Annotated in this window: 18 protein-coding genes; 14 read left to right on the top strand and 4 right to left on the bottom strand. The window is 59.0% G+C overall.

What is annotated here, in order from left to right:
* Positions 1-52 precede the first annotated feature (52 nt).
* From J7412_RS12090 to J7412_RS12115, 6 genes are all read left to right on the top strand, one after another.
* Entirely contained in the window at positions 53-1,018 is a 966-nt protein-coding gene (locus tag J7412_RS12090; protein WP_209078883.1) for an MBL fold metallo-hydrolase, read from the top strand.
* A gap of 107 nt (positions 1,019-1,125) precedes the next feature.
* Positions 1,126-2,175, top strand: coding sequence for a phosphoribosylformylglycinamidine cyclo-ligase (gene purM, locus J7412_RS12095; RefSeq protein ID WP_209078884.1), 1,050 nt, complete (start codon positions 1,126-1,128; stop codon positions 2,173-2,175).
* A complete protein-coding gene (gene purN / locus J7412_RS12100; RefSeq protein ID WP_209078885.1) occupies positions 2,172-2,765 on the top strand; it encodes a phosphoribosylglycinamide formyltransferase in 594 nt (197 codons plus the stop codon). The genes purM and purN overlap by 4 nt, the downstream gene beginning before the upstream one ends.
* Before the next feature lie 85 nt (positions 2,766-2,850).
* The gene (rnd, locus tag J7412_RS12105) at positions 2,851-4,020 is read left to right on the top strand and encodes a ribonuclease D (protein WP_209078886.1); all 1,170 of its coding nucleotides are present in this window, start codon (positions 2,851-2,853) and stop codon (positions 4,018-4,020) included.
* Between the two features lie 271 nt (positions 4,021-4,291).
* Positions 4,292-4,939, top strand: a complete 648-nt coding sequence (locus tag J7412_RS12110; protein ID WP_209078887.1) for a hypothetical protein — start codon at positions 4,292-4,294, stop codon at positions 4,937-4,939.
* Between the two features lie 252 nt (positions 4,940-5,191).
* Positions 5,192-5,521, top strand: coding sequence for a TfoX/Sxy family DNA transformation protein (locus tag J7412_RS12115; RefSeq protein WP_209062617.1), 330 nt, complete (start codon positions 5,192-5,194; stop codon positions 5,519-5,521).
* Here J7412_RS12115 and J7412_RS12120 read toward each other — a convergent pair.
* A complete protein-coding gene (locus tag J7412_RS12120) occupies positions 5,518-6,054 on the bottom strand; it encodes an NUDIX hydrolase (protein WP_247743906.1) in 537 nt (178 codons plus the stop codon). The genes J7412_RS12115 and J7412_RS12120 overlap by 4 nt on opposite strands.
* A gap of 91 nt (positions 6,055-6,145) precedes the next feature.
* The gene (gene ndk / locus J7412_RS12125; RefSeq protein WP_209062611.1) at positions 6,146-6,568 is read right to left on the bottom strand and encodes a nucleoside-diphosphate kinase; all 423 of its coding nucleotides are present in this window, start codon (positions 6,566-6,568) and stop codon (positions 6,146-6,148) included.
* Positions 6,569-6,702: 134 nt separating this feature from the next.
* On the opposite strand from ndk, the gene J7412_RS12130 reads away from it, so the two are divergent.
* Genes J7412_RS12130 through J7412_RS12140 form a run of 3 tightly spaced genes read left to right on the top strand, consistent with a single transcriptional unit; the run spans position 6,703 to position 9,827 of the window.
* Positions 6,703-8,553, top strand: a complete 1,851-nt coding sequence (locus tag J7412_RS12130; RefSeq protein WP_209079110.1) for an ATP-binding cassette domain-containing protein — start codon at positions 6,703-6,705, stop codon at positions 8,551-8,553.
* Between the two features lie 42 nt (positions 8,554-8,595).
* Positions 8,596-9,219: a MarC family protein gene (locus J7412_RS12135; RefSeq protein ID WP_209062609.1), complete on the top strand. Its 624-nt coding sequence runs from the start codon at positions 8,596-8,598 to the stop codon at positions 9,217-9,219.
* A 26-nt stretch (positions 9,220-9,245) separates the two neighbouring features.
* Complete coding sequence (locus J7412_RS12140) at positions 9,246-9,827, top strand: TIGR02281 family clan AA aspartic protease (protein WP_209078889.1); 582 nt, start codon at positions 9,246-9,248, stop codon at positions 9,825-9,827.
* 10 nt (positions 9,828-9,837) lie between these two features.
* On the opposite strand, the gene J7412_RS12145 is transcribed toward J7412_RS12140, so the two are convergent.
* Together J7412_RS12145 and J7412_RS12150 are read right to left on the bottom strand one after the other, a co-directional pair.
* Positions 9,838-10,305 (bottom strand): DNA polymerase III subunit chi, encoded by a 468-nt coding sequence (locus J7412_RS12145; protein ID WP_209078890.1) that lies wholly within the window; start codon positions 10,303-10,305, stop codon positions 9,838-9,840.
* Positions 10,306-10,309: 4 nt separating this feature from the next.
* Positions 10,310-11,776 (bottom strand): leucyl aminopeptidase, encoded by a 1,467-nt coding sequence (locus tag J7412_RS12150; protein WP_209078891.1) that lies wholly within the window; start codon positions 11,774-11,776, stop codon positions 10,310-10,312.
* Positions 11,777-11,920: 144 nt separating this feature from the next.
* On the opposite strand from J7412_RS12150, the gene lptF reads away from it, so the two are divergent.
* From lptF to pdxA, 5 genes are read left to right on the top strand one after another with little or no spacing between them, the layout of a single operon-like run.
* Positions 11,921-13,036, top strand: a complete 1,116-nt coding sequence (gene lptF, locus J7412_RS12155; protein ID WP_209078892.1) for an LPS export ABC transporter permease LptF — start codon at positions 11,921-11,923, stop codon at positions 13,034-13,036.
* Complete coding sequence (gene lptG, locus J7412_RS12160) at positions 13,033-14,130, top strand: LPS export ABC transporter permease LptG (RefSeq protein WP_209078893.1); 1,098 nt, start codon at positions 13,033-13,035, stop codon at positions 14,128-14,130. The genes lptF and lptG overlap by 4 nt, the downstream gene beginning before the upstream one ends.
* Positions 14,127-16,298: an LPS assembly protein LptD gene (gene lptD, locus J7412_RS12165; protein ID WP_247743907.1), complete on the top strand. Its 2,172-nt coding sequence runs from the start codon at positions 14,127-14,129 to the stop codon at positions 16,296-16,298. Before lptG ends, lptD begins: the two co-directional genes overlap by 4 nt.
* A 22-nt stretch (positions 16,299-16,320) precedes the next feature.
* Positions 16,321-17,565, top strand: coding sequence for a peptidylprolyl isomerase (locus J7412_RS12170; protein ID WP_209078894.1), 1,245 nt, complete (start codon positions 16,321-16,323; stop codon positions 17,563-17,565).
* Complete coding sequence (gene pdxA, locus J7412_RS12175) at positions 17,562-18,554, top strand: 4-hydroxythreonine-4-phosphate dehydrogenase PdxA (protein WP_209078895.1); 993 nt, start codon at positions 17,562-17,564, stop codon at positions 18,552-18,554. Before J7412_RS12170 ends, pdxA begins: the two co-directional genes overlap by 4 nt.
* Positions 18,555-18,621 lie beyond the last annotated feature (67 nt).

Consider the following 18,621-nt stretch of genomic DNA (forward strand, 5'->3'; position numbering starts at 1 on the left):
TCACCAGCACAAGCTGGCGAATTAACCCCTGTGAACGATATCGGAGTTCCTTATGTCTTTGTCCCGCAGACGTTTCCTCATGTCCTCAATGGCAGCACCCGCATTGATCAGCCTGCCGAAAGTACTCCACGCCAAAGGCCCCGCCGCCAAAGCCTTGCCAGCCACTGTGCGCTTTACGGTCGGAGAGGCCACCGTGACGGCACTTTTGGACGGCTATCTCGACGCAGCACCCGGGCTGTTGTCTGATTTTGACGAACCAGCCGTTACTTCTGCACTGGCAGACGCGCAGCAAACGCTCCAACCGGGCGGCGTGCGCATTCCTGTAAATGCCTTCTTGATCGAACAGGGCGCCAGAAAAACCCTGATCGACGCTGGCTCTTCCAACCTGATGGGAGACACGCTTGGCGCGATGGGCGCAGCCCTTGAGGCCATCGGGGTGTCTGCCATGGACATCGACGCCGTTGCGCTGACCCATATGCACCCTGACCACGCTGGCGGGCTGCTCAACACCGATGGCAGCGCCGCTTTCCCCAATGCGCAGATCGCTGTTTCTGAAACCGAATTTAACTTCTGGCACGATGATGCCATCATGGCCAGCGTGCCTGAAAGCAGCCGTAGCTTCTTCCAGATGGCGCGCAACAGTGTGGCACCTTACAAGGCTCAGCTTTTGTTTCATACCAATGAACAGGAGCCTTGGGCGGGGCTGGTCGCTCTGCCCCTACCGGGACACACGCCGGGGCACACCGGCTACCTCCTGCAATCCGGTGGTGAGCAATTGCTGTTCTGGGGCGACATCGTGCATATGACCGCCTTGCAGTTCGCAAATCCCGGCCTCACCCTCGCCTTTGATGGAGATCCGAAACAGACCGTCGACACCCGCCTGCAGATGTTTGACCGCGCCGTCGCTGACAACCTGCTGGTCACCGGCGCGCATCTGGATTTCCCGGGCTTTGGCAAGGTGCAGAAATCGGCGAATGGCTTCAGCTATCAGGCCGCTCCGTGGCAATACGGCGCCTAAATACTCAGATGCACCGTCTGTTAGCGCAGACGGTGCAATCCATGGTTCCCTTTGCCCAAGTGATCCTTTAAGCAACGCGCCAAGTATTGATTGAGAGGACACGCCCCATGAGCGACGGCAAAAACGGCATCACCTACGCAGATGCAGGTGTGGACATCGACGCAGGCAACGCGCTGGTGGAGCGCATCAAGCCCGCTGCCAAACGTACAACACGTTCCGGCGTGATGGCGGGCCTTGGTGGCTTTGGCGCGCTCTTTGATCTCAAAGACGCAGGCTACAACGATCCGATCCTGGTTGCGGCCACCGATGGTGTGGGCACCAAGCTGCGCATTGCCATCGACACCGGCAATGTTGACGGCGTGGGCATTGATCTGGTGGCCATGTGCGTGAACGATCTGGTGTGTCAGGGCGCTGAACCTCTGTTCTTCCTCGACTATTTTGCCACCGGCAAACTCGAAACCGAAACCGCCGCCCGCATCATCGAAGGCATCGCAGAAGGCTGCTACCAGTCCGGCTGCGCTCTGATCGGCGGCGAAACCGCTGAAATGCCCGGCATGTATGAAGCGGGCGATTTTGACCTTGCCGGCTTCTCTGTTGGCGCGATGGAACGCGGCGCGGACCTGCCCGCCGGCGTGAAAGAGGGCGATGTGCTTCTGGGGCTCGGTTCCAACGGCGTACACTCCAACGGCTACAGCCTTGTGCGCAAGCTTGTTGAGGTTTCCGGCCTTGGCTGGGATGACACCTGCCCATGGGATGACAGCCAAACCCTCGGTGCTGCGCTGCTCGCGCCAACCCGTCTTTATGTGAAACAGGCTCTGGCCGCCGTGCGCGCGGGCGGCGTGCATGCTTTGGCCCACATCACCGGCGGCGGCCTCACCGAAAACCTGCCCCGTGTGCTGCCAGAAGGTCTGGCCGGTGCGATTGACCTCTCCAGCTGGGAGCTGCCTCCTGTGTTCCAATGGCTCGCCAAAACCGGCGGCATGGAGGAAGCTGAGCTGCTCAAGACCTTCAACTGCGGCGTGGGCATGATCCTGTCTGTGGAAGCGGATCAGGCCGATGCGCTTGCGGCGCTTCTGCGCGAGCAGGGTGAAACCGTTTACACCCTTGGCACCGTGACCAAAGGCGAAGGCGTCACCTACAGCGGATCGCTTCTGTGAAAAAACGCGTTGCGATTTTTATCTCCGGCGGCGGGTCCAATATGGTCCGCCTGCTGGAGGATATGGCCGCACCCGGCCATGAGGCGGAGCCTGTTCTGGTGCTTGCCAACAGCGCCGATGCTGGCGGTCTCTCCAAAGCGTCGGCCATGGGCGTGCCAACGGTGTCGGTTGATCACCGCCCCTTCAAAGGCGACCGCCCGGCTTTTGAGGCCGCGCTTCAGGCAGAGCTTGATAAGGTCCAGCCGGACATTCTTTGCCTTGCCGGGTTCATGCGTGTGCTCACCGAAGGCTTTGTCGCTCCATGGGAAGGCCGGATGCTGAACATTCACCCGTCCCTGCTGCCCAAATACAAAGGCTTGCAGACACATGCGCGCGCGCTCGAAGCGGGCGACGCAGAGCATGGCTGCACCGTGCATATGGTCACGCCTCTGCTGGATGACGGCCCCATTCTGGGCCAGGCGCGTGTGCCGGTCCTGCCTGACGACACCCCCGAAACTCTCGCGGAACGCGTTTTGGTACAGGAGCACCGGCTTTATCCCGCCGCTCTGCGCCGTTTCGCCGCCGGAAATACCACACCCTTCACGCTTTAAGGGTTGGTGAATTGCTTTCCCCTATGTTTCTGCTTAGTGCTGGTTAGAAGAGCACGGCAATACGGACGAAGAAGATACGCCACCTATGAAGACCATCACCACCACTGAAGAGCTTGCGCAGTTCTGCGAAATGGCGCGCAAGGCCCCCTACGTTACCATCGACACCGAGTTTCTGCGGGAACGCACCTACTACTCCAAGCTGTGTCTCGTTCAGCTCGCTGTGCCCAGCGACATGCCCGGTGACGAAGAGGACAAGGCGGTTCTGGTCGACCCACTGGTGGACGGCATCTCCCTTGAACCGCTCTATGAACTCTTCCGCGATACTTCTGTGGTCAAGGTCTTCCACGCCGCGCGTCAGGACCTTGAGATCTTCTTTGTTGAGGCCGGTGTTTTCCCGAACCCGCTGTTTGACACGCAGGTTGCAGCCATGGTCTGCGGCTTTGGCGAGCAGGTTGGGTATGAGACCCTCGTGCGCAAGATTGCAAAGCAGGGCTTGGACAAAAGCTCCCGCTTCACCGACTGGTCCCGCCGTCCGCTGACCGAGGCGCAGAAAACCTACGCGCTGGCGGATGTGACCCATCTGCGCAAAATCTACGAATTCCTTGCTGCCAAGCTCAAAGAGACCGGCCGCGCCCATTGGGTGGAAGAAGAGATCCAGATGCTCACCCGTCCGGAGACCTACATCATCGATCCGGAAAATGCGTGGAAACGGGTCAAAACCCGCACCACCTCCCCCAAATTCCTTGCGATCGTGCGCGAGCTTGCAAAATTCCGCGAAGCATATGCGCAAGAGCGCAACGTGCCGCGCAACCGCGTGTTCAAAGACGACGCTCTGGTAGAACTGGCCTCAACCAAACCCGGCAATATGCAGGATCTGGGCCGTTCCCGCCTTCTGCTGCGCGAAGCGCGCAAGGGTGACATTGCCGATGGCATTCTCGCCGCTGTCAAAGCGGGGGTGTCTTGCCCGTCTGATGAGATGCCACGTCTGCCCAAACGCGATGACAAACAACAGGTCAACCCGGCATTGGCTGATCTTCTCCGCGTGCTTCTGAAAGCCAAAACCGAAAGCTCCGGTGTGGCGCCAAAGCTGATCGCGACTTCCGCTGATCTGGATACTCTGGCCTCCGGCGGGCGCGATGTTGCCGCGCTGCATGGCTGGCGGCATGAGGTCTTTGGTGCAGACGCCCTGCGTCTCTGCACAGGCGAAGTTGCCCTCGCCGCCAAAGGATCCGCGATCAAAATCGTGAAGCTCTAAGGCGTCCAAGCCTCAGCAAACATGGCCTGCAAGACGTTGCACTGCACCGTCTTGGCCAAAACAGTCGCGGCCAAACTTGGCGCGTACTATCGGCTCGCCTGTCCGAAACTGTCGTCTGCATGACCGAAGTCAACATTCAGATGCAGCGCGGCCTGTTCCTATCATGGAGATACACCGCGCCCATTGCCGCACCTCAATGAGAGCCAGCTAAAAGCCCTTGGCACATGAGTATCTCGGCGCAACCGCTTCTTTGCGCGAAAGGAATTGCGACATGTCCAAGACAGCCCCAAGTGCCTTCTTCACGCTTCCGGCCACCCTCGCCCTTGCCGCCACACTCTCCACGCTCTCGGCCAGTGCCGCAGCCAAACAGGATCTCGCCACATTGCTGGCCACCTACGGTTCAAGCTGGGCAAGCCACGACATGGACGCGCTTGTCGCGCTCCAACCCGAGGACACCGCCTTTCGTCTGGTCGCAGCCGGCATCAATCCCGCGCAGGACAACGACAGCCTGAACGCCTTACTCGCCGCGCTCTATGCCGCAGCTCCGCCAAAACAAACCGGCCGCAAGACCATTCTCTCCGGAGCACACTATACGGCTCTCAAACACGATCTGACGGTTGATGCCGAAACCGTCGTGCCCGGCTGTCCACGGCGGCAAACAAATTCAGAGGCGTCAGTTATTCTCCCGGCTTTGGATGTGCTCGTCTTTGAAAACGGGCTGATCAAGGAAAAGATCACCTACCTCGATGTGAAATCCCAACACCCGCTGGCCAATCCGGCAGAGTCGCAAACTGGAGCAGACCGCGAGCCTTCCTACCAAACACGCAAAGCGCGCCCAAAGTTTACTCAAATCCACCTGAAAGGGCATGAATTTGCCTCAAAGCAAGCCTGCCGGCCGCACATTGCGGCGCAATGTTAGGAGACACCTCACGCCTGTGCCCAAGGTTGGATCACAGGCACACCAAAAGAGATCAGACACTTAGATCAAAAGGAGCAGGATCATGGCCACATCAAAACCTGAATCACAGCACCCCTCCCAGAACGCACAACAGCCACAAAGTCCTGCTTCTGCAGCAAAACCTGCGCCAAACGCGGATGCAAAATTCACTGACTGGGCGATGATCTAACATCCCCTCTTGTTCACGATTTGGTCCCACCTTATGGTTGGGCCATGTCAGACCCGATTTCCTCCATCCGCAACCTCGGCCCGGCCTACGAAGAAGCCTGCGCCCGCGCCGGTATTCACACCGCTGAAGAGCTGAGGGCGCTGGGGGCCGATGAAACCTATGCCCGTCTGCTAAAGACCGGCACCAAGCCTCATTTCATTGGGTACTACGTGCTGGTCATGGGGCTGCAAGGCCGCCCTTGGAACGACTGCAAAGGCAAAGAGAAAGACGCCCTGCGCAAACGCTTTGATGCACTCAAGGCCCGCGCCCATGACAAGGGGCGCTCAGAACTCGAAGACATGCTCAACAAAATTGGCGTGATCGAAAAACGCTAGAGCCGAAGGCGCGCCATGCCCCAGGCCGCCACATGGTGCGTGACCGCCAGATCACCGTTCAACATGGCGCGATCCAGCTCTTCTATCGTCCAAAGCTCTTCCTGCATTTCCTCCAGATCACCGGCATCCGGCGTGGCAACCCGCCGACATCCCTGCGCAAGAAAGTAGTGGCCTTCACATCCTTTCTGATTGGCATTGTCGACATAGCTGCCCATAGGGGTCAGCGTGCCAACCGCCAAACCGGTTTCTTCCATCAACTCGCGCTTTGCTGCCACCTCCGGCTCCTCGCCCGGATCAATGAAACCCGCCGGAAAAGTGACAGAGACTTTGCGCGGCCCGTGTTTGTATTGCCGCAACATCATCACACTGCCGTCTTCCATAACCGGCACAACCAGCGCAAACGACCGCAGCTCCAATTGGTAGAAATCGTCGATCAACCGCCCATCGGGCAGCTCCACCGTTTCTTTGGCAACCTTCACATAGGGCGCAGCCTCAAAAACCGTTTCCCGCGCCTTTGTTTTCCAAACGTCCATCAGCACCCTCTCAGAACAAAAAATGGGCCGCGGCATTCCCGCGACCCATCCGTAAATTCATAGTGGCGATAATCTCGCCCCGGGGCAATGCTTAGCCCACCAGCTCCAACCCGGAGAAGAAGTATGCGATTTCTACCGCTGCGGTTTCTGGTGCGTCAGAACCGTGTACGGAGTTTTCGCCAACGGATTCAGCGAACTCGGCGCGGATGGTGCCTGGTGCTGCGTCTGCTGGGTTGGTTGCACCCATTACTTCGCGGTTTTTCGCGATTGCGCCTTCACCTTCCAGAACCTGTGCCACGATTGGCGCAGATGCCATGAATTCGCACAGTTCGTCGTAGAAAGGACGCTCTGCGTGCACGGCGTAGAACACACCTGCCTGCTCTTTGGTCAGGTGAATGCGCTTTTGCGCCACGATGCGCAGGCCAGCTTCTTCGAACTTGGCGTTGATTGCGCCGGTCAGGTTGCGGCGGGTGGCATCAGGCTTGATGATCGAGAAGGTGCGTTCCAGAGCCATGTCTCTTTTCTCCATATAAGATTGGGGCCAGCACCACGCCCGCCCCGCATTCGAATTGCCGCTCCGATAGCACGCGATTAACGACTTGAAAAGCGATGATTGACGCCGCCGTAATACTGCGCCAAACCCGCGTCATGCTTAAGATCTCTGACATCTCCTATTCCGTCGAAGGCCGCCCACTGTTTGAAGGCGCTTCCGCGACCATTCCCACCGGCCACAAAGTGGGTTTGATCGGCCGCAACGGTGCCGGAAAAACCACCCTTTTCCGCCTGATCCGCGGCGAGTTGTCTCTGGAAGGTGGCAGCATCACCCTGCCCCAACGCGCCCGCATTGGCGGTGTGGCGCAGGAGGTGCCCTCAAATGAGGTGTCACTGATCGACACGGTGTTGGCGGCCGACACAGAGCGCGCAGCATTGCTGGCTGAATCAGAAACCGCCACCGACTCAGATCGCATTGCCGAAATTCAAACCCGCCTCAGCGACATTGACGCCTGGAGTGCAGAGGCCCGCGCTGCCTCCATCCTCAAGGGGCTTGGCTTTGATCACGAAGATCAACTGCGCCCCTGTTCCGACTACTCCGGCGGCTGGCGCATGCGTGTAGCCTTGGCGGCTGTGCTGTTTTCGCAGCCTGATTACCTGCTGCTTGACGAGCCGACCAACTATCTCGATCTCGAAGGCGCGCTGTGGCTGGAGAACTATCTGGTCAAATATCCGCACACCGTTCTGATCATCTCGCACGACCGCGAGCTTCTGAACCGCTCCGTCGGCGCGATCCTGCATTTGGATGAGCGCAAGCTGGCTTACTACACCGGCCCCTATGATCAATTCGCCCGCCAACGCGCCGAACAGCGCGCCGTTCAGGCTGCGGCCGCCAAAAAGCAGCAGGCGCAGCGCGAACACCTGCAAGCCTTTGTGGACCGCTTCAAGGCCAAGGCCTCCAAAGCCAAACAGGCGCAAAGCCGCGTGAAAATGCTGGAAAAGATGACCCCGATCACCGCGCCCGAAGATGCGGCGCGCGTGGTCTTCACCTTTCCAAAACCCGAAGAGCTGTCCCCGCCCATCATCGCGATTGAAGGAGGCTCGACCGGCTACGGCGAAACGGTTGTGCTTAAAAACCTAAATCTGCGCATAGATCAGGATGACCGCATCGCACTTCTGGGCAAAAATGGTCAGGGTAAGTCGACTCTCGCGAAATTATTGTCCAGCCGACTTGAGCCGATGGGAGGCAAATTCACCACCTCATCCAAGCTGCGCATCGGCTTCTTTGCGCAGCATCAGGTTGATGAGCTTTACGTGGACGAGACACCTATCCAGCACCTGATGCGCGAGCGTCCGGCGGAAGGTCAGGCACACCTGCGTGCACGACTTGCAGGATTTGGCCTGGGTGCCGCACAGGCGGAAACCGAAGTCGGGCGCTTGTCAGGTGGCCAAAAGGCGCGTCTGTCGCTGCTGCTTGCGACCTTGGATGCGCCACATCTTCTGATCCTCGACGAACCGACCAACCACCTCGACATTGAGAGCCGCGAGGCCCTCGTTGAGGCGCTTACAGCCTATACCGGCGCGGTCATTCTGGTCAGCCACGACATGCACCTGCTCACCTTGGTGGCCGATCGCCTCTGGCTGGTCAAAGATGGCACGGTGAAGCCCTATGAGGATGACCTTCAGGCTTACCGCAAACTTCTGCTCACCTCTGACAAGCCGGTCAGTGGAAAACCAAAAGCCAAACCCGTGGCCAAAAAAGCCAGCCGCGACGAAATTCTGGCTCTGCGTGCCGAGGTGCGAAAATCAGAGCAGCGGGTCGAAAAACTCAACGAGATGGCAGACAAGCTGGCAACCAAACTGGCGGACCCGGCTTTCTATGAGGGCGAGAAACTTGGCGAAATGGAAGTCTGGCAGAAGAAATATGCCGAAGTCCGCGATGCTCAGGACCGCGCCGAAGATCTTTGGATGAAAGCGCTGGAAAAGCTGGAAAAAGCCGAAGGCTGACCTTAGCCTTTTCTCCATCATTAAAAGGAAAACCCAACCACCATGGACAGCGCCGCCTTTATCACGGCCTTTGTGACGCTTTTTGTGATCATCGACCCGATTGGCCTTTTCCCGATCTATGTGTCGCTGACACAGGGCGTGCCCGCGCGCGAACGGCGCACAATCGCCATCCGTTCCTGCGTCACGGCCTTTGTGATCCTGTCGCTCTTCGGCTTCCTTGGCGAAGCTGTGCTAAACGGCATTGGCATCTCCATGCCTGCGTTCCGGATTGCGGGTGGGATCCTGCTTTTTGTAACAGCTTTCGACATGCTCTTTGAACGCCGCACCAAACGGCGCGAGGATCAGGCCGAAGAAGCTGAGGAAGACTACCCGGATCCTTCGATCTTCCCGCTGGCCATTCCGCTGCTGGCAGGCCCCGGCGCGATCACCTCTGTGATCCTGCTCGCAGGTCAGGATACCGGCGTGCAGGCCACGCTCGCGGTGCTTGGCGTTGCGCTTTTGGTTCTAGCCATTGTGTTCTGTCTGTTCCTCACAGCAGGCTATCTGGAGCGCCTTCTTGGCCGCACCGGCATCACCGTGATCACCCGCCTTCTCGGCATGCTGCTCGCAGCGCTTGCCGTGCAATTTATCCTTGATGGCCTCAAAGATTTTGGGCTTGTTGGCTAGCAAAGCGCATCTGGGACAACCGCATCATGAGCGAATTTGAGATCGGCCACCTCGCATATCTGAGCCTGCTACTGGTGATGGTTCTGATGTGGTACATCTCATCGGGCCGCCTTGCACTTGGCCAGACCCTGCGCAACGCGGCCATATGGGTGCTGATATTTCTGGGGGCCATTGCGGTGGCTGGCATGTGGGAAGACATCCGCTCCACGGTGCGTCCCATGCAAACCGTGCTGGATGACGGCAGCCGCATCGAAATCCCGCGCAGCAACGATGGCCACTACTATGCCACACTGCGTCTCAACGGAGCCAACATCGACTTTGTGGTGGATACCGGTGCATCTGAAATCGTGCTGTCCAAAGCAGATGCCCGCCGCGCCGGTCTTGATCCGGACAACCTCACCTATTGGGGCCGCGCCATGACCGCAAACGGAGAAGTCCGGATTGCGCCTGTCTGGATCGAGGAAATCTCTCTGGGAGATTTTACGGACCGCGACGTGCGCGCCACGGTGAACGAAGGCGAAATGCCGCAGTCGCTCCTCGGCATGTCCTATCTGCAGCGCTATGCGCAGATCACCATCGCCGGAAACCGTTTGATTCTAACGCGGTAAGCCGGGGGTCTTAACTTCCGCCGCTCTCCGCTTTCTTCTGCCAGACACCGGTCTCTTCAGACCAGTATTGCGCCGGGCAACCCGCATCGGTCAGCGCTTTCCACTGCCCCCGCGCATGCTGAACGGCCTCCGGGTCATGCCCGTCAAACAGAATACAGACACGCTCGGTTGTGTTGACCTCTTCCGCGCTCACCGCCGCGCCATCCACTGACATGATACACGCCGCTTCATTGGGCGTATCAGACGACGTCGTCAGCAAGATGGGCTGCAACCTGTCATAGGGTCCACCTGCCAGCCCATGCGCCAGAAAGCTCTCATCGCCCAAAAGCCAGAGCTTTTGATCCAGCCATTCCATGCGGCCCGGGTCCACCCCCCGCACCGCAATCGCCCAACCCGCGCCCCGCGCCTTCTCCAGAAGACGCGGCAGCGTGGTATCAAGCGGTGCTTGTGTCAGGTGATAAAAATAGGCCGCGCCCAAGGGCTTATACCTCGAAGTTGTCCGCCACCAACCGGCTCAGCGCGCTCACGCCCCAGCCGGTCGCACCAGCAGGTGCCAGCGCTGTTTCCGACTTCACGCTGGCCACGCCCGCGATATCGAGGTGAATCCACGGCATGTCTTCTTGCACAAAGCGCTGCAGGAATTCCGCCGCTGTGATCGACCCCGCCGGACGGCCACCGACGTTTTTCACGTCTGCAATCCGCGATTTCAGCTGTTTGGCATAACCTTTGCCCAGCGGCATCCGCCACGCGCCTTCCCCTTCCGCATCCGCTGCTTTCAGGAAGGCGTTGCACAGCATGTCATCGTTGGAGAAAACGCCTGCATTTTCATGGCCAAGACCGATGATGATCGCACCCGTCAAAGTGGCCAGATCAATCATACCTGCCGGTTTGAAACGCTCCTGCGCGTAATGCATCACATCGCACAGCACCAAACGCCCCTCAGCATCAGTGTTGATCACCTCAATGGTGTCCCCCTTCATAGAAGTCACCACATCCCCCGGACGGGTCGCGCGGCCAGAGGGCATGTTTTCCACCAGCCCTACAAGGCCGACCACATTGGCCTTTGCCTTGCGCAACGCCAGCGCCTTCATGGTGCCGGCCACAACACCTGCGCCGCCCATGTCCATGGTCATGTCTTCCATGCCAGCAGCAGGCTTCAGCGAAATGCCACCGGTATCAAACACCACACCTTTGCCAACCAACGCCAACGGTGCGGCCTTGGCATCGCCGCCTTTCCATTGCATCACAACAACTTTGGACGGGCTTTCAGAACCTTCACCAACAGAGAGAAGCGCGCCCATACCCAATTCCTTGAGTTGGTCCTCTTCCAGCACCTCAACCTCAAGGCCGATGTCCTTTAGCGCAACCAGACGGTCGGCAAATTCGGTGGTGGTCAGCACATTGGCGGGCTCATTGGTAAGGTCGCGTGTGAAAAACGCCCCATCTGCCACGGCCAACAAGGGGCTGGCGGCGGCCTCAACATCGTCAGGCTTGCTCACCATCATGCGCACCGCGCGCGCATCATCCTTGGCCTCTGCTGTTTTGTGGTCATCAAAACCGTAGTCACGCATCGCAATGCCAAAAGCGATCTGCGCCGCTTTGGGATGGGTGCCAGCCAAAACGGTCAGTGCCGCTTTGCCACGCGCCTTACCAAGCGCAGCCCCAGCCTTGCGCGCCTCTTCCACACTGCAACGGCGCGGCAGCACCACAACATCAACAGCTTCTGCGGCCAAACCAGCCGGAAACGCGAGGCTGATCAGATCGCCATTTGAGGCTTTCTCAACCTTTTCTTCACGCAAACGCTCAATAGCGCCACGGGTCAGCCGGTTGATCCGGCGTGCGCCCTGATCGAGGTTACCCTCCTGAGGCACAAAAATCGCGATCCGCCCCTCTGCCTTTGCAATTTCATCCAATAGGGTTTCTTCAAAAGCAAACTGCACAGGGCGCATTCTGGTGTCTCCGTTTTACTGATGCCAAACACCTAGCGCGCCCGATCTGGCTTGACCAGTGGCCATCGCCAGATTGCAGTTTCACCGCGCAATCAATTCCACTAAACTGCGCCGAAAGAATAGGCACTTGAGGGAGTCCACGGCGTGAGCAGATTCGACAGATACATCCTGTCGCAGTTCCTAACCCTGTTTGGCTTCTTCGCACTGATCCTTGTGTCGGTCTATTGGGTCAACCAGGCGGTGTCGCTGTTTGACCAGCTGATCGCCAGCGGCCAGAACGTGGCTGTCTTTCTGGAACTCTCGGTTCTGACCCTGCCAAACGTGATCCGGCGCGTGCTGCCAATCGCGGTTTTCGCGGGCACGGTTTATGTCACCAACCGTCTGTCCAATGAAAGCGAACTGACCGTCATGCAGGCCACCGGCTTCAGCCCATGGCGTCTGGCCCGCCCGGTGGCCATCTTTGGCCTGATCACCGCTCTGATGATGAGCGCCCTGACCCATTTTCTTGTGCCTGGCTCTACCAAAGAACTGAGCCAGCGCCAGTCCGAGATCAGCGAGAATGTCACTGCACGCCTTTTGACGGATGGCACTTTTCTGCATCCCATTGACGGGGTCACTTTCTACATCCGCGAAATCACCTCCGATGGTGTGCTCAGAGACGTGCTGATGGCTGACAGCCGCAACCCCGGCAGTTCTACGGTTCACACCGCTGCGGAGGCCTATCTGGTACAGGACGAAAGCGGCCCCAAACTGGTGATGGTCGACGGCCTCATGCAGCTCAACCCCACCGGCACGGATCGCCTGATGACCACCAATTTCGCTGACTTCTCTTATGACATCAGCGCCCTTGTTGACCCGGATGTCGCCTCCCGCGGCTCTATCGACTTCATGCCAACCTGGGATGTTATTGGCGCCCTGGCCTCTGTGTCTGCCGAAACCGGAGAAAGCCTTGGGAAAGTCACAGAAGAATTCCACGCCCGCTTCACGCAGCCGATCATGTGTATCGTCTTTGCCTTGATCGGCTTTGGCATGCTGATCATTGGCAGTTTTAGCCGCTTTGGGGTCTGGCGGCAGATCCTGTCAGCCTTCGCCATCCTCGTTGTGCTCGAAGCGCTCAAAAACGTGGTCTCTGATCCGGTTCTGGACGCCCCGGACCTCTGGCCACTGCTTTATTTGCCCGCGGCCCTTGGCTTCTTTGTAGCCTTTGGCTTGCTATATTTCGCATCAAATCCTCTGCGCCTGCGGAGGGCAACCGCATGACCACGCACCTCTATTTCGCGCGCAAATTCCTCTGGATGTTCCTCAGCATCCTGACCGTCTTCTTTGTGTTGACCATGCTTTTGGACATGATGGAACAGCTGCGCCGCTTTGATGTGGATGAGGTTGGGTTTTACCGCGTGCTCGGCCTCACGCTCCTGCGCGCGCCACAGGGGCTTTATCAGCTGCTGCCGTTGATTGTTATTCTGGCCACCGTGGCCCTATTCATCGGCCTGGCCCGCAGCTCAGAGCTGGTGGTGGTACGCGCCGCGGGCAGATCCGGGATCGTCGCCGTACTCTCACCTGTTGTTGTGGCCATGCTGCTGGGGCTGCTTGCGGTGACAGTTCTCAACCCATTGGTCGCAACGACATCTCTGGAATATGAAAAGCAAAGCGACGCCTTGCGCAACAATGGCGGCGAGGCGCTCTCCCTTACCGAAGAAGGCATCTGGCTACGCCAAGGCGGACCAGAAGGTCACGCCGTCATTCACGCCGACCGCACCAATTCGGATGCAAGCCAGTTCATCAACCTCAGCGTCATCACATACGCTGAGAACGGCGGGCCGCAATCGCGCATCGAAGCAGAAACCGCGCGCCTGCTTGAGGAAGGCTGGGAACTCACCAACGCCCGCGTCTGGAACCTCAACCGCAGCGTCACCGAAGGTGCCGAGGCCGTGCATCACGAAACGCTCCACCTCGCCAGCAATCTCACGCCCGACCGCATCCGCGACCGTTTCGGCAGCCCCTCAGCGATATCCGTGTGGCTCTTGCCTCAATTTATCAAAGAGCTTGACGAAGCAGGGTTTTCATCGCGCCGCCACACCGTTTGGCTGCACATGGAGCTGGCCCAGCCTCTGTTCCTGATGGCCATGGTTCTGGTCGGCTCCGCTTTCACCATGCGCCACACCCGTTTTGGCAACACCGGCGTCGCCGTTCTGTTTGCCATCCTTGTTGGCTTTAGCCTCTATTTTATCCGCAACTTCGCCCAGATCCTTGGGGAAAACGGTCAGATCCCTGTGCTCCTCGCAGCCTGGGCGCCACCTTCTGCAAGTGTCTTATTGGCACTGGGGCTGTTGTTGCATATGGAGGACGGATGACGAAGCTCCTCTTCCGCCTGATGGCGGCCACCGCACTGACTTGCGCTTTTACTCTGCACACTTACGCGCAATCCGCCCCCGCATCGGCGGCAGGTTCAAACACCGCCCAAGAGGCGCCGCAAAATGTGGTGCTGATTGCCGATAGCGTGGAATTGGTCGGCCAGAATATCCTCAAAGCGCGCGGTAATGTCGAAGCCGTCTCCGGTAACACCCGTCTGCAAGCCCGTGAGGTCACCTACAACAATGAAACTGGCGAAATCAGCCTCATTGGCCCCATCCGGATCAGTGATGGGGATGAGGTCTCCATTGTTGCAGACACTGCCGAGCTTGATGCCGATTTCCGTTCAGGACTGATCCGCAGCGCACGCCTTGTGCTTGCCGATCAGGTGCAAATGGCCGCCCAACAGCTCAATCGCGTTGAGGGCCGCTACAACGTCCTGACCAAAACGACAGTTTCATCCTGTCGGATCTGCGAAACCGGCGAAGCCCCCCTTTGGCAAATCCGTGCCAAACGGGTGATTCACGATCAGCAAGAGCGGCAGGTGTATTTTGAGCAGGCGAGCTTTCTCGTCCGCGATGTGCCCGTGTTCTATTTCCCCTACCTGCGGATGCCCGATCCAACGCTGAAACGCAGCAAAGGCTTTCTGTTTCCGCAATTCACACGCACGTCGCTGCTCGGCAACGGGGTGAAGCTGCCTTACTTTTTCCCGATCGGCGAAGACAAAGACATCACGCTCACGCCTTATATCTCCACCGAATCCCGCACGCTGGAGTTCCGCTATCGGCAGGCGTTTGAAAATGGCGGATTTCAGGTTGATGGCGCGATTTCTGATGACGACCTGCGCCCCGGAGAAACCCGTGGTTACGCCTTTGCAAATGGACTCTTCCAGCTGCAAAGAGACTACAAACTTACCTTTGATATCAAAGCCGTATCAGATGATGCTTATCTCTCTGACTACGACTATTCAGATCTCGACCGCCTCAACAGCAGCGTGAAGGTACAGCGCGCCTCTCGCTACGAGAACACCAGCTTTGGCGTGTACCACTTCCGCTCGCTGCGCGATGACGAAGACAACAACACCCTGCCAACGCTGGTGTTTCAGGCCGAAACCGAGCGCCGCTATTTCCCAAGTCTTATTGGCGGCGAGCTGCGCACCCGGCTAGAGGCGCATTCCCACCAGCGGGATTCAGGTGCGGATGGTGATGACGGCCGTGATGTGGCGCGCACCAATGCCTCTGTTGAATGGCTGCGCAACTGGACGATGGCCGGCGGTCTGCGTGTGGGCGCAACCGGTGGGTTGGCCTTTGACGCCTATAAAACTCTGAACGACTCAAATTTCAGCTCTTTCGACAGCGGCTTCACCCCCACAGTCGCCGTGAGCCTGCGATACCCGCTGGTCAAACGCGGCACCGACGGGGCAACCTATCTGCTGGAACCTCTTGCACAGGTCGGCTGGACCGGTGGCAGCGATCTCGACATTGCCAATGATGAAAGCACCCGCGCGGAATTTGACGAGGGCAACCTGCTCGCCCTGTCCCGCTTCCCGTCTTATGACCGGCGCGAACGCGGCCTGGCTGCGGCTCTCGGCGTGAACTGGTCGCGCGTCACCTCTGAGGGCTGGGAAGGGCATTTCACCTTTGGCCAAGTGTTCCGCGATCAGTCCCAAGGTGATTTTTCTGAAACATCCGGCCTGTCCGGCAAGACCTCAGATCTGCTGATCGCAGGTCAGTTCAACAACCAAAACGGTTTGGTGGCCTCTGCCCGAGGCCTGCTGGATTCTGGTGGCACCCTCAACAAGGCAGCCGCCCGCCTGGGCTGGAGCAATCCGATGCTGATGGTGGATGCCAGCTACATTTGGCTTGCAAGAGATCCCGGCGAAGCGCGTGACGAGCGCATCTCGGAATGGACCTTGGACAGCAGCTACCGTTTCTCGCGCCATTGGACCGGACTGGTCGACTGGCGCTATGACGCCGTGGCCGGAAAATCGGCCCGCGCGGGCCTCGGACTGCAGTATCGTAACGAATGCGTGCAGGTCGAACTTTCGCTCTCGCGCCGCTTCTCCACATCCGATACCGTACAATCCAGCAACACCTTTGGCATCAACGTGGCCCTGCTTGGATTTTCGGTCAATTCAAACGATAAGAGCTATAGCCGCACCTGTGGCTGAATTACAGGAAGACGACACTCTCATGACGCGACGCCCTTTCATCCGCTCCCTTCTGCGCGCCTTCACTGGCACCGCCAGCACACTCGCGGCAGCTGCCTTGTTGACCGGACCCGCCTCCGCGCAAAGCGCTTTCAGCCCAGCGATTTTGGTGAACGACTCCGCCGTCAGCTACTACGAGCTTGATCAGCGCGCGCGCCTGCTTGCCATCATGAATGCGCCGGGTGATCCCGGCAAACTGGCGCGCGAACAGCTGATCGATGACCGCTTGAAATTGCAAGCCGCCCGCCTCACCGGCATCGCGGCCACGGATGAAGGCATCCAGAACGGCCTCGACAACTTCGCCGCCCGCATCAACATGAACATCGACGATCTGGTTCAGGCGCTATCCGGTGAAGGGATCGACGAAGAAACACTGCGCGACTTCATCATCTCCAACATCACCTGGAGCGGTGTTGTGCAGTCCCGCTTCGGGGGCAATGCCCAGGTCAGCGAGGAAGAGATCGACCGCGCCATTGCCCAGAATAGCGGCTCCGGCGGCGTGCGCGTGCTGTTGAATGAAATCATCATTCCTTTGACGCCGCAAAACCAGCGTCAGGTGCTTAGTCTGGCAGAGCAGCTTTCAGAGCTCACCAGCTTTGAAAGCTTTGAAAACGCCGCCCGCACCTATTCCGCCGCCGCGACCAAAGCCGAAGGCGGACGTGTCGACTGGATGAACGTCACCAATCTGCCCGCCGAATTGCGCCCTGTTGTGACTGCTCTGCGCCCCGGCGAAGTGAGCCGTCCGCTGCCGCTGCCCAACGCCGTGGCGCTGTTCCAGCTGCGGGATGTGGCTGAAACCGGCCGCTCAACACCGACCTATTCCGCCGTCGACTACATGAAGTATTATCTGCCGGGTGGCCGCACCGAGGAAAACCTCGCAAAAGCCAACGAACTTGCTGGCAGCCTTGACCGCTGTGACGATCTTTTTGCCATTGCACAGGATCAGCCCGCGGAAATTCTGGTGCGTGAAACACAGGCGCCTAATGAAATTCCGCAGGACGTGGCATTGGAGCTGGCCAAGCTCGACGACAACGAGGCCTCCTACAATCTGACCACCGCAGATGGGCAGAACCTCATTCTTCTGATGCTCTGCGGCCGCACAGCCCAGCTGGCTGAGGAAATCTCGCGCGAAGACGTGGCCCAGGCCCTGCGCAACCAGCGTCTGGAGAGCTACGCCAACAGCTATCTCAGCCAGCTGCGCGCCCAAGCCCGGATCATTGAAAAGTGACAAACCCATCATCGCGCGCGCCCATTGCCCTCACCTGTGGTGAGCCGGGGGGCATTGGCCTTGAGATCGCCGAGAAAGCTTGGCAGTCCCTGAAAGAGGAGCTGCCGTTCTTCCTGATCGCCGATCCCGATCATTTGCCCGGCACGGTGCCGCATCAGATGATAGACGACCCGGCGGAGGCTGCGGGTTTGATGCCAGAGGCCCTGCCGGTCTTTCCCCATCCATTTGGCGCGCCACGCACACCCGGTCAGGCAGATCCTGAGAACGCCGAAGGCGTGATTGATGTGATTTCCCAAGCGGTTGACATGGCCATGTCCGGCAGCGCCAGCGCGGTCTGCACACTGCCAATCCACAAGAAAGCCCTGAAAGACGGCGCTGATTTCGCCTATCCGGGCCATACAGAATTTCTTGCGGATCTCGGTGGCGTGGACAATGTGGTGATGATGCTGGCCTCCGAAATGCTGCGCGTTGTGCCCACCACCATCCACATTCCAGTGTCTGAGGTTCCTGCCGCACTCACACCTGAACTGCTGGAAGACACCATCCGCATCACCGCCAAAGGCCTCACAGATCAGTTTGGCCTCGGCAATCCCCGGATCGCGGTGGCGGGACTCAATCCGCACGCGGGTGAGGGAGGCGCAATGGGCCATGAGGATGCCAGCGTGATCGCCCCCGTTCTCGACAAACTGCGCGCTGAGGGCTTTGACATCGCAGGTCCATTGCCCGCTGACACCATGTTCCATGCCGCCGCCCGCGCGCGTTATGACGTGGCCATCTGTGCCTACCACGATCAGGCGCTGATCCCGATCAAGACATTGGATTTTGACGGCGGCGTCAATGTCACGCTGGGCCTGCCGTTCATCCGCACCTCACCGGATCACGGCACCGCCTTTGACATCGCAGGCACAGGTCAGGCCAACCCGTCCAGCACCATTGCCGCGCTGCGCATGGCCGCTCGCATGGCCGACAGCCGCCCACAAAGCGCTTGACGCGTCACAGGGCGGCACATATCCCCGCCCAAGGCCAATATCGCGCCCTGCGCGCGCAATCACACAG

The sequence above is a fragment of the Shimia sp. R9_3 genome (assembly GCF_017743755.1).
In the GTDB taxonomy this organism is placed as follows: domain Bacteria; phylum Pseudomonadota; class Alphaproteobacteria; order Rhodobacterales; family Rhodobacteraceae; genus Shimia.

What these genes read in the sequence shown, in the direction of transcription:
- J7412_RS12090 (WP_209078883.1), top strand. Translation starts at nt 53, where the DNA reads ATGTCTTTGTCCCGCAGACGTTTCCTCATGTCCTCAATGGCAGCACCC.
- purM (WP_209078884.1), top strand. Translation starts at nt 1,126, where the DNA reads ATGAGCGACGGCAAAAACGGCATCACCTACGCAGATGCAGGTGTGGAC.
- rnd (WP_209078886.1), top strand. Translation starts at nt 2,851, where the DNA reads ATGAAGACCATCACCACCACTGAAGAGCTTGCGCAGTTCTGCGAAATG.
- J7412_RS12110 (WP_209078887.1), top strand. Translation starts at nt 4,292, where the DNA reads ATGTCCAAGACAGCCCCAAGTGCCTTCTTCACGCTTCCGGCCACCCTC.
- J7412_RS12115 (WP_209062617.1), top strand. Translation starts at nt 5,192, where the DNA reads ATGTCAGACCCGATTTCCTCCATCCGCAACCTCGGCCCGGCCTACGAA.
- J7412_RS12120 (WP_247743906.1), bottom strand. Translation starts at nt 6,054, where the DNA reads ATGGACGTTTGGAAAACAAAGGCGCGGGAAACGGTTTTTGAGGCTGCG.
- ndk (WP_209062611.1), bottom strand. Translation starts at nt 6,568, where the DNA reads ATGGCTCTGGAACGCACCTTCTCGATCATCAAGCCTGATGCCACCCGC.
- J7412_RS12130 (WP_209079110.1), top strand. Translation starts at nt 6,703, where the DNA reads ATGCTTAAGATCTCTGACATCTCCTATTCCGTCGAAGGCCGCCCACTG.
- J7412_RS12135 (WP_209062609.1), top strand. Translation starts at nt 8,596, where the DNA reads ATGGACAGCGCCGCCTTTATCACGGCCTTTGTGACGCTTTTTGTGATC.
- J7412_RS12140 (WP_209078889.1), top strand. Translation starts at nt 9,246, where the DNA reads ATGAGCGAATTTGAGATCGGCCACCTCGCATATCTGAGCCTGCTACTG.
- J7412_RS12150 (WP_209078891.1), bottom strand. Translation starts at nt 11,776, where the DNA reads ATGCGCCCTGTGCAGTTTGCTTTTGAAGAAACCCTATTGGATGAAATT.
- lptG (WP_209078893.1), top strand. Translation starts at nt 13,033, where the DNA reads ATGACCACGCACCTCTATTTCGCGCGCAAATTCCTCTGGATGTTCCTC.
- lptD (WP_247743907.1), top strand. Translation starts at nt 14,127, where the DNA reads ATGACGAAGCTCCTCTTCCGCCTGATGGCGGCCACCGCACTGACTTGC.
- J7412_RS12170 (WP_209078894.1), top strand. Translation starts at nt 16,321, where the DNA reads ATGACGCGACGCCCTTTCATCCGCTCCCTTCTGCGCGCCTTCACTGGC.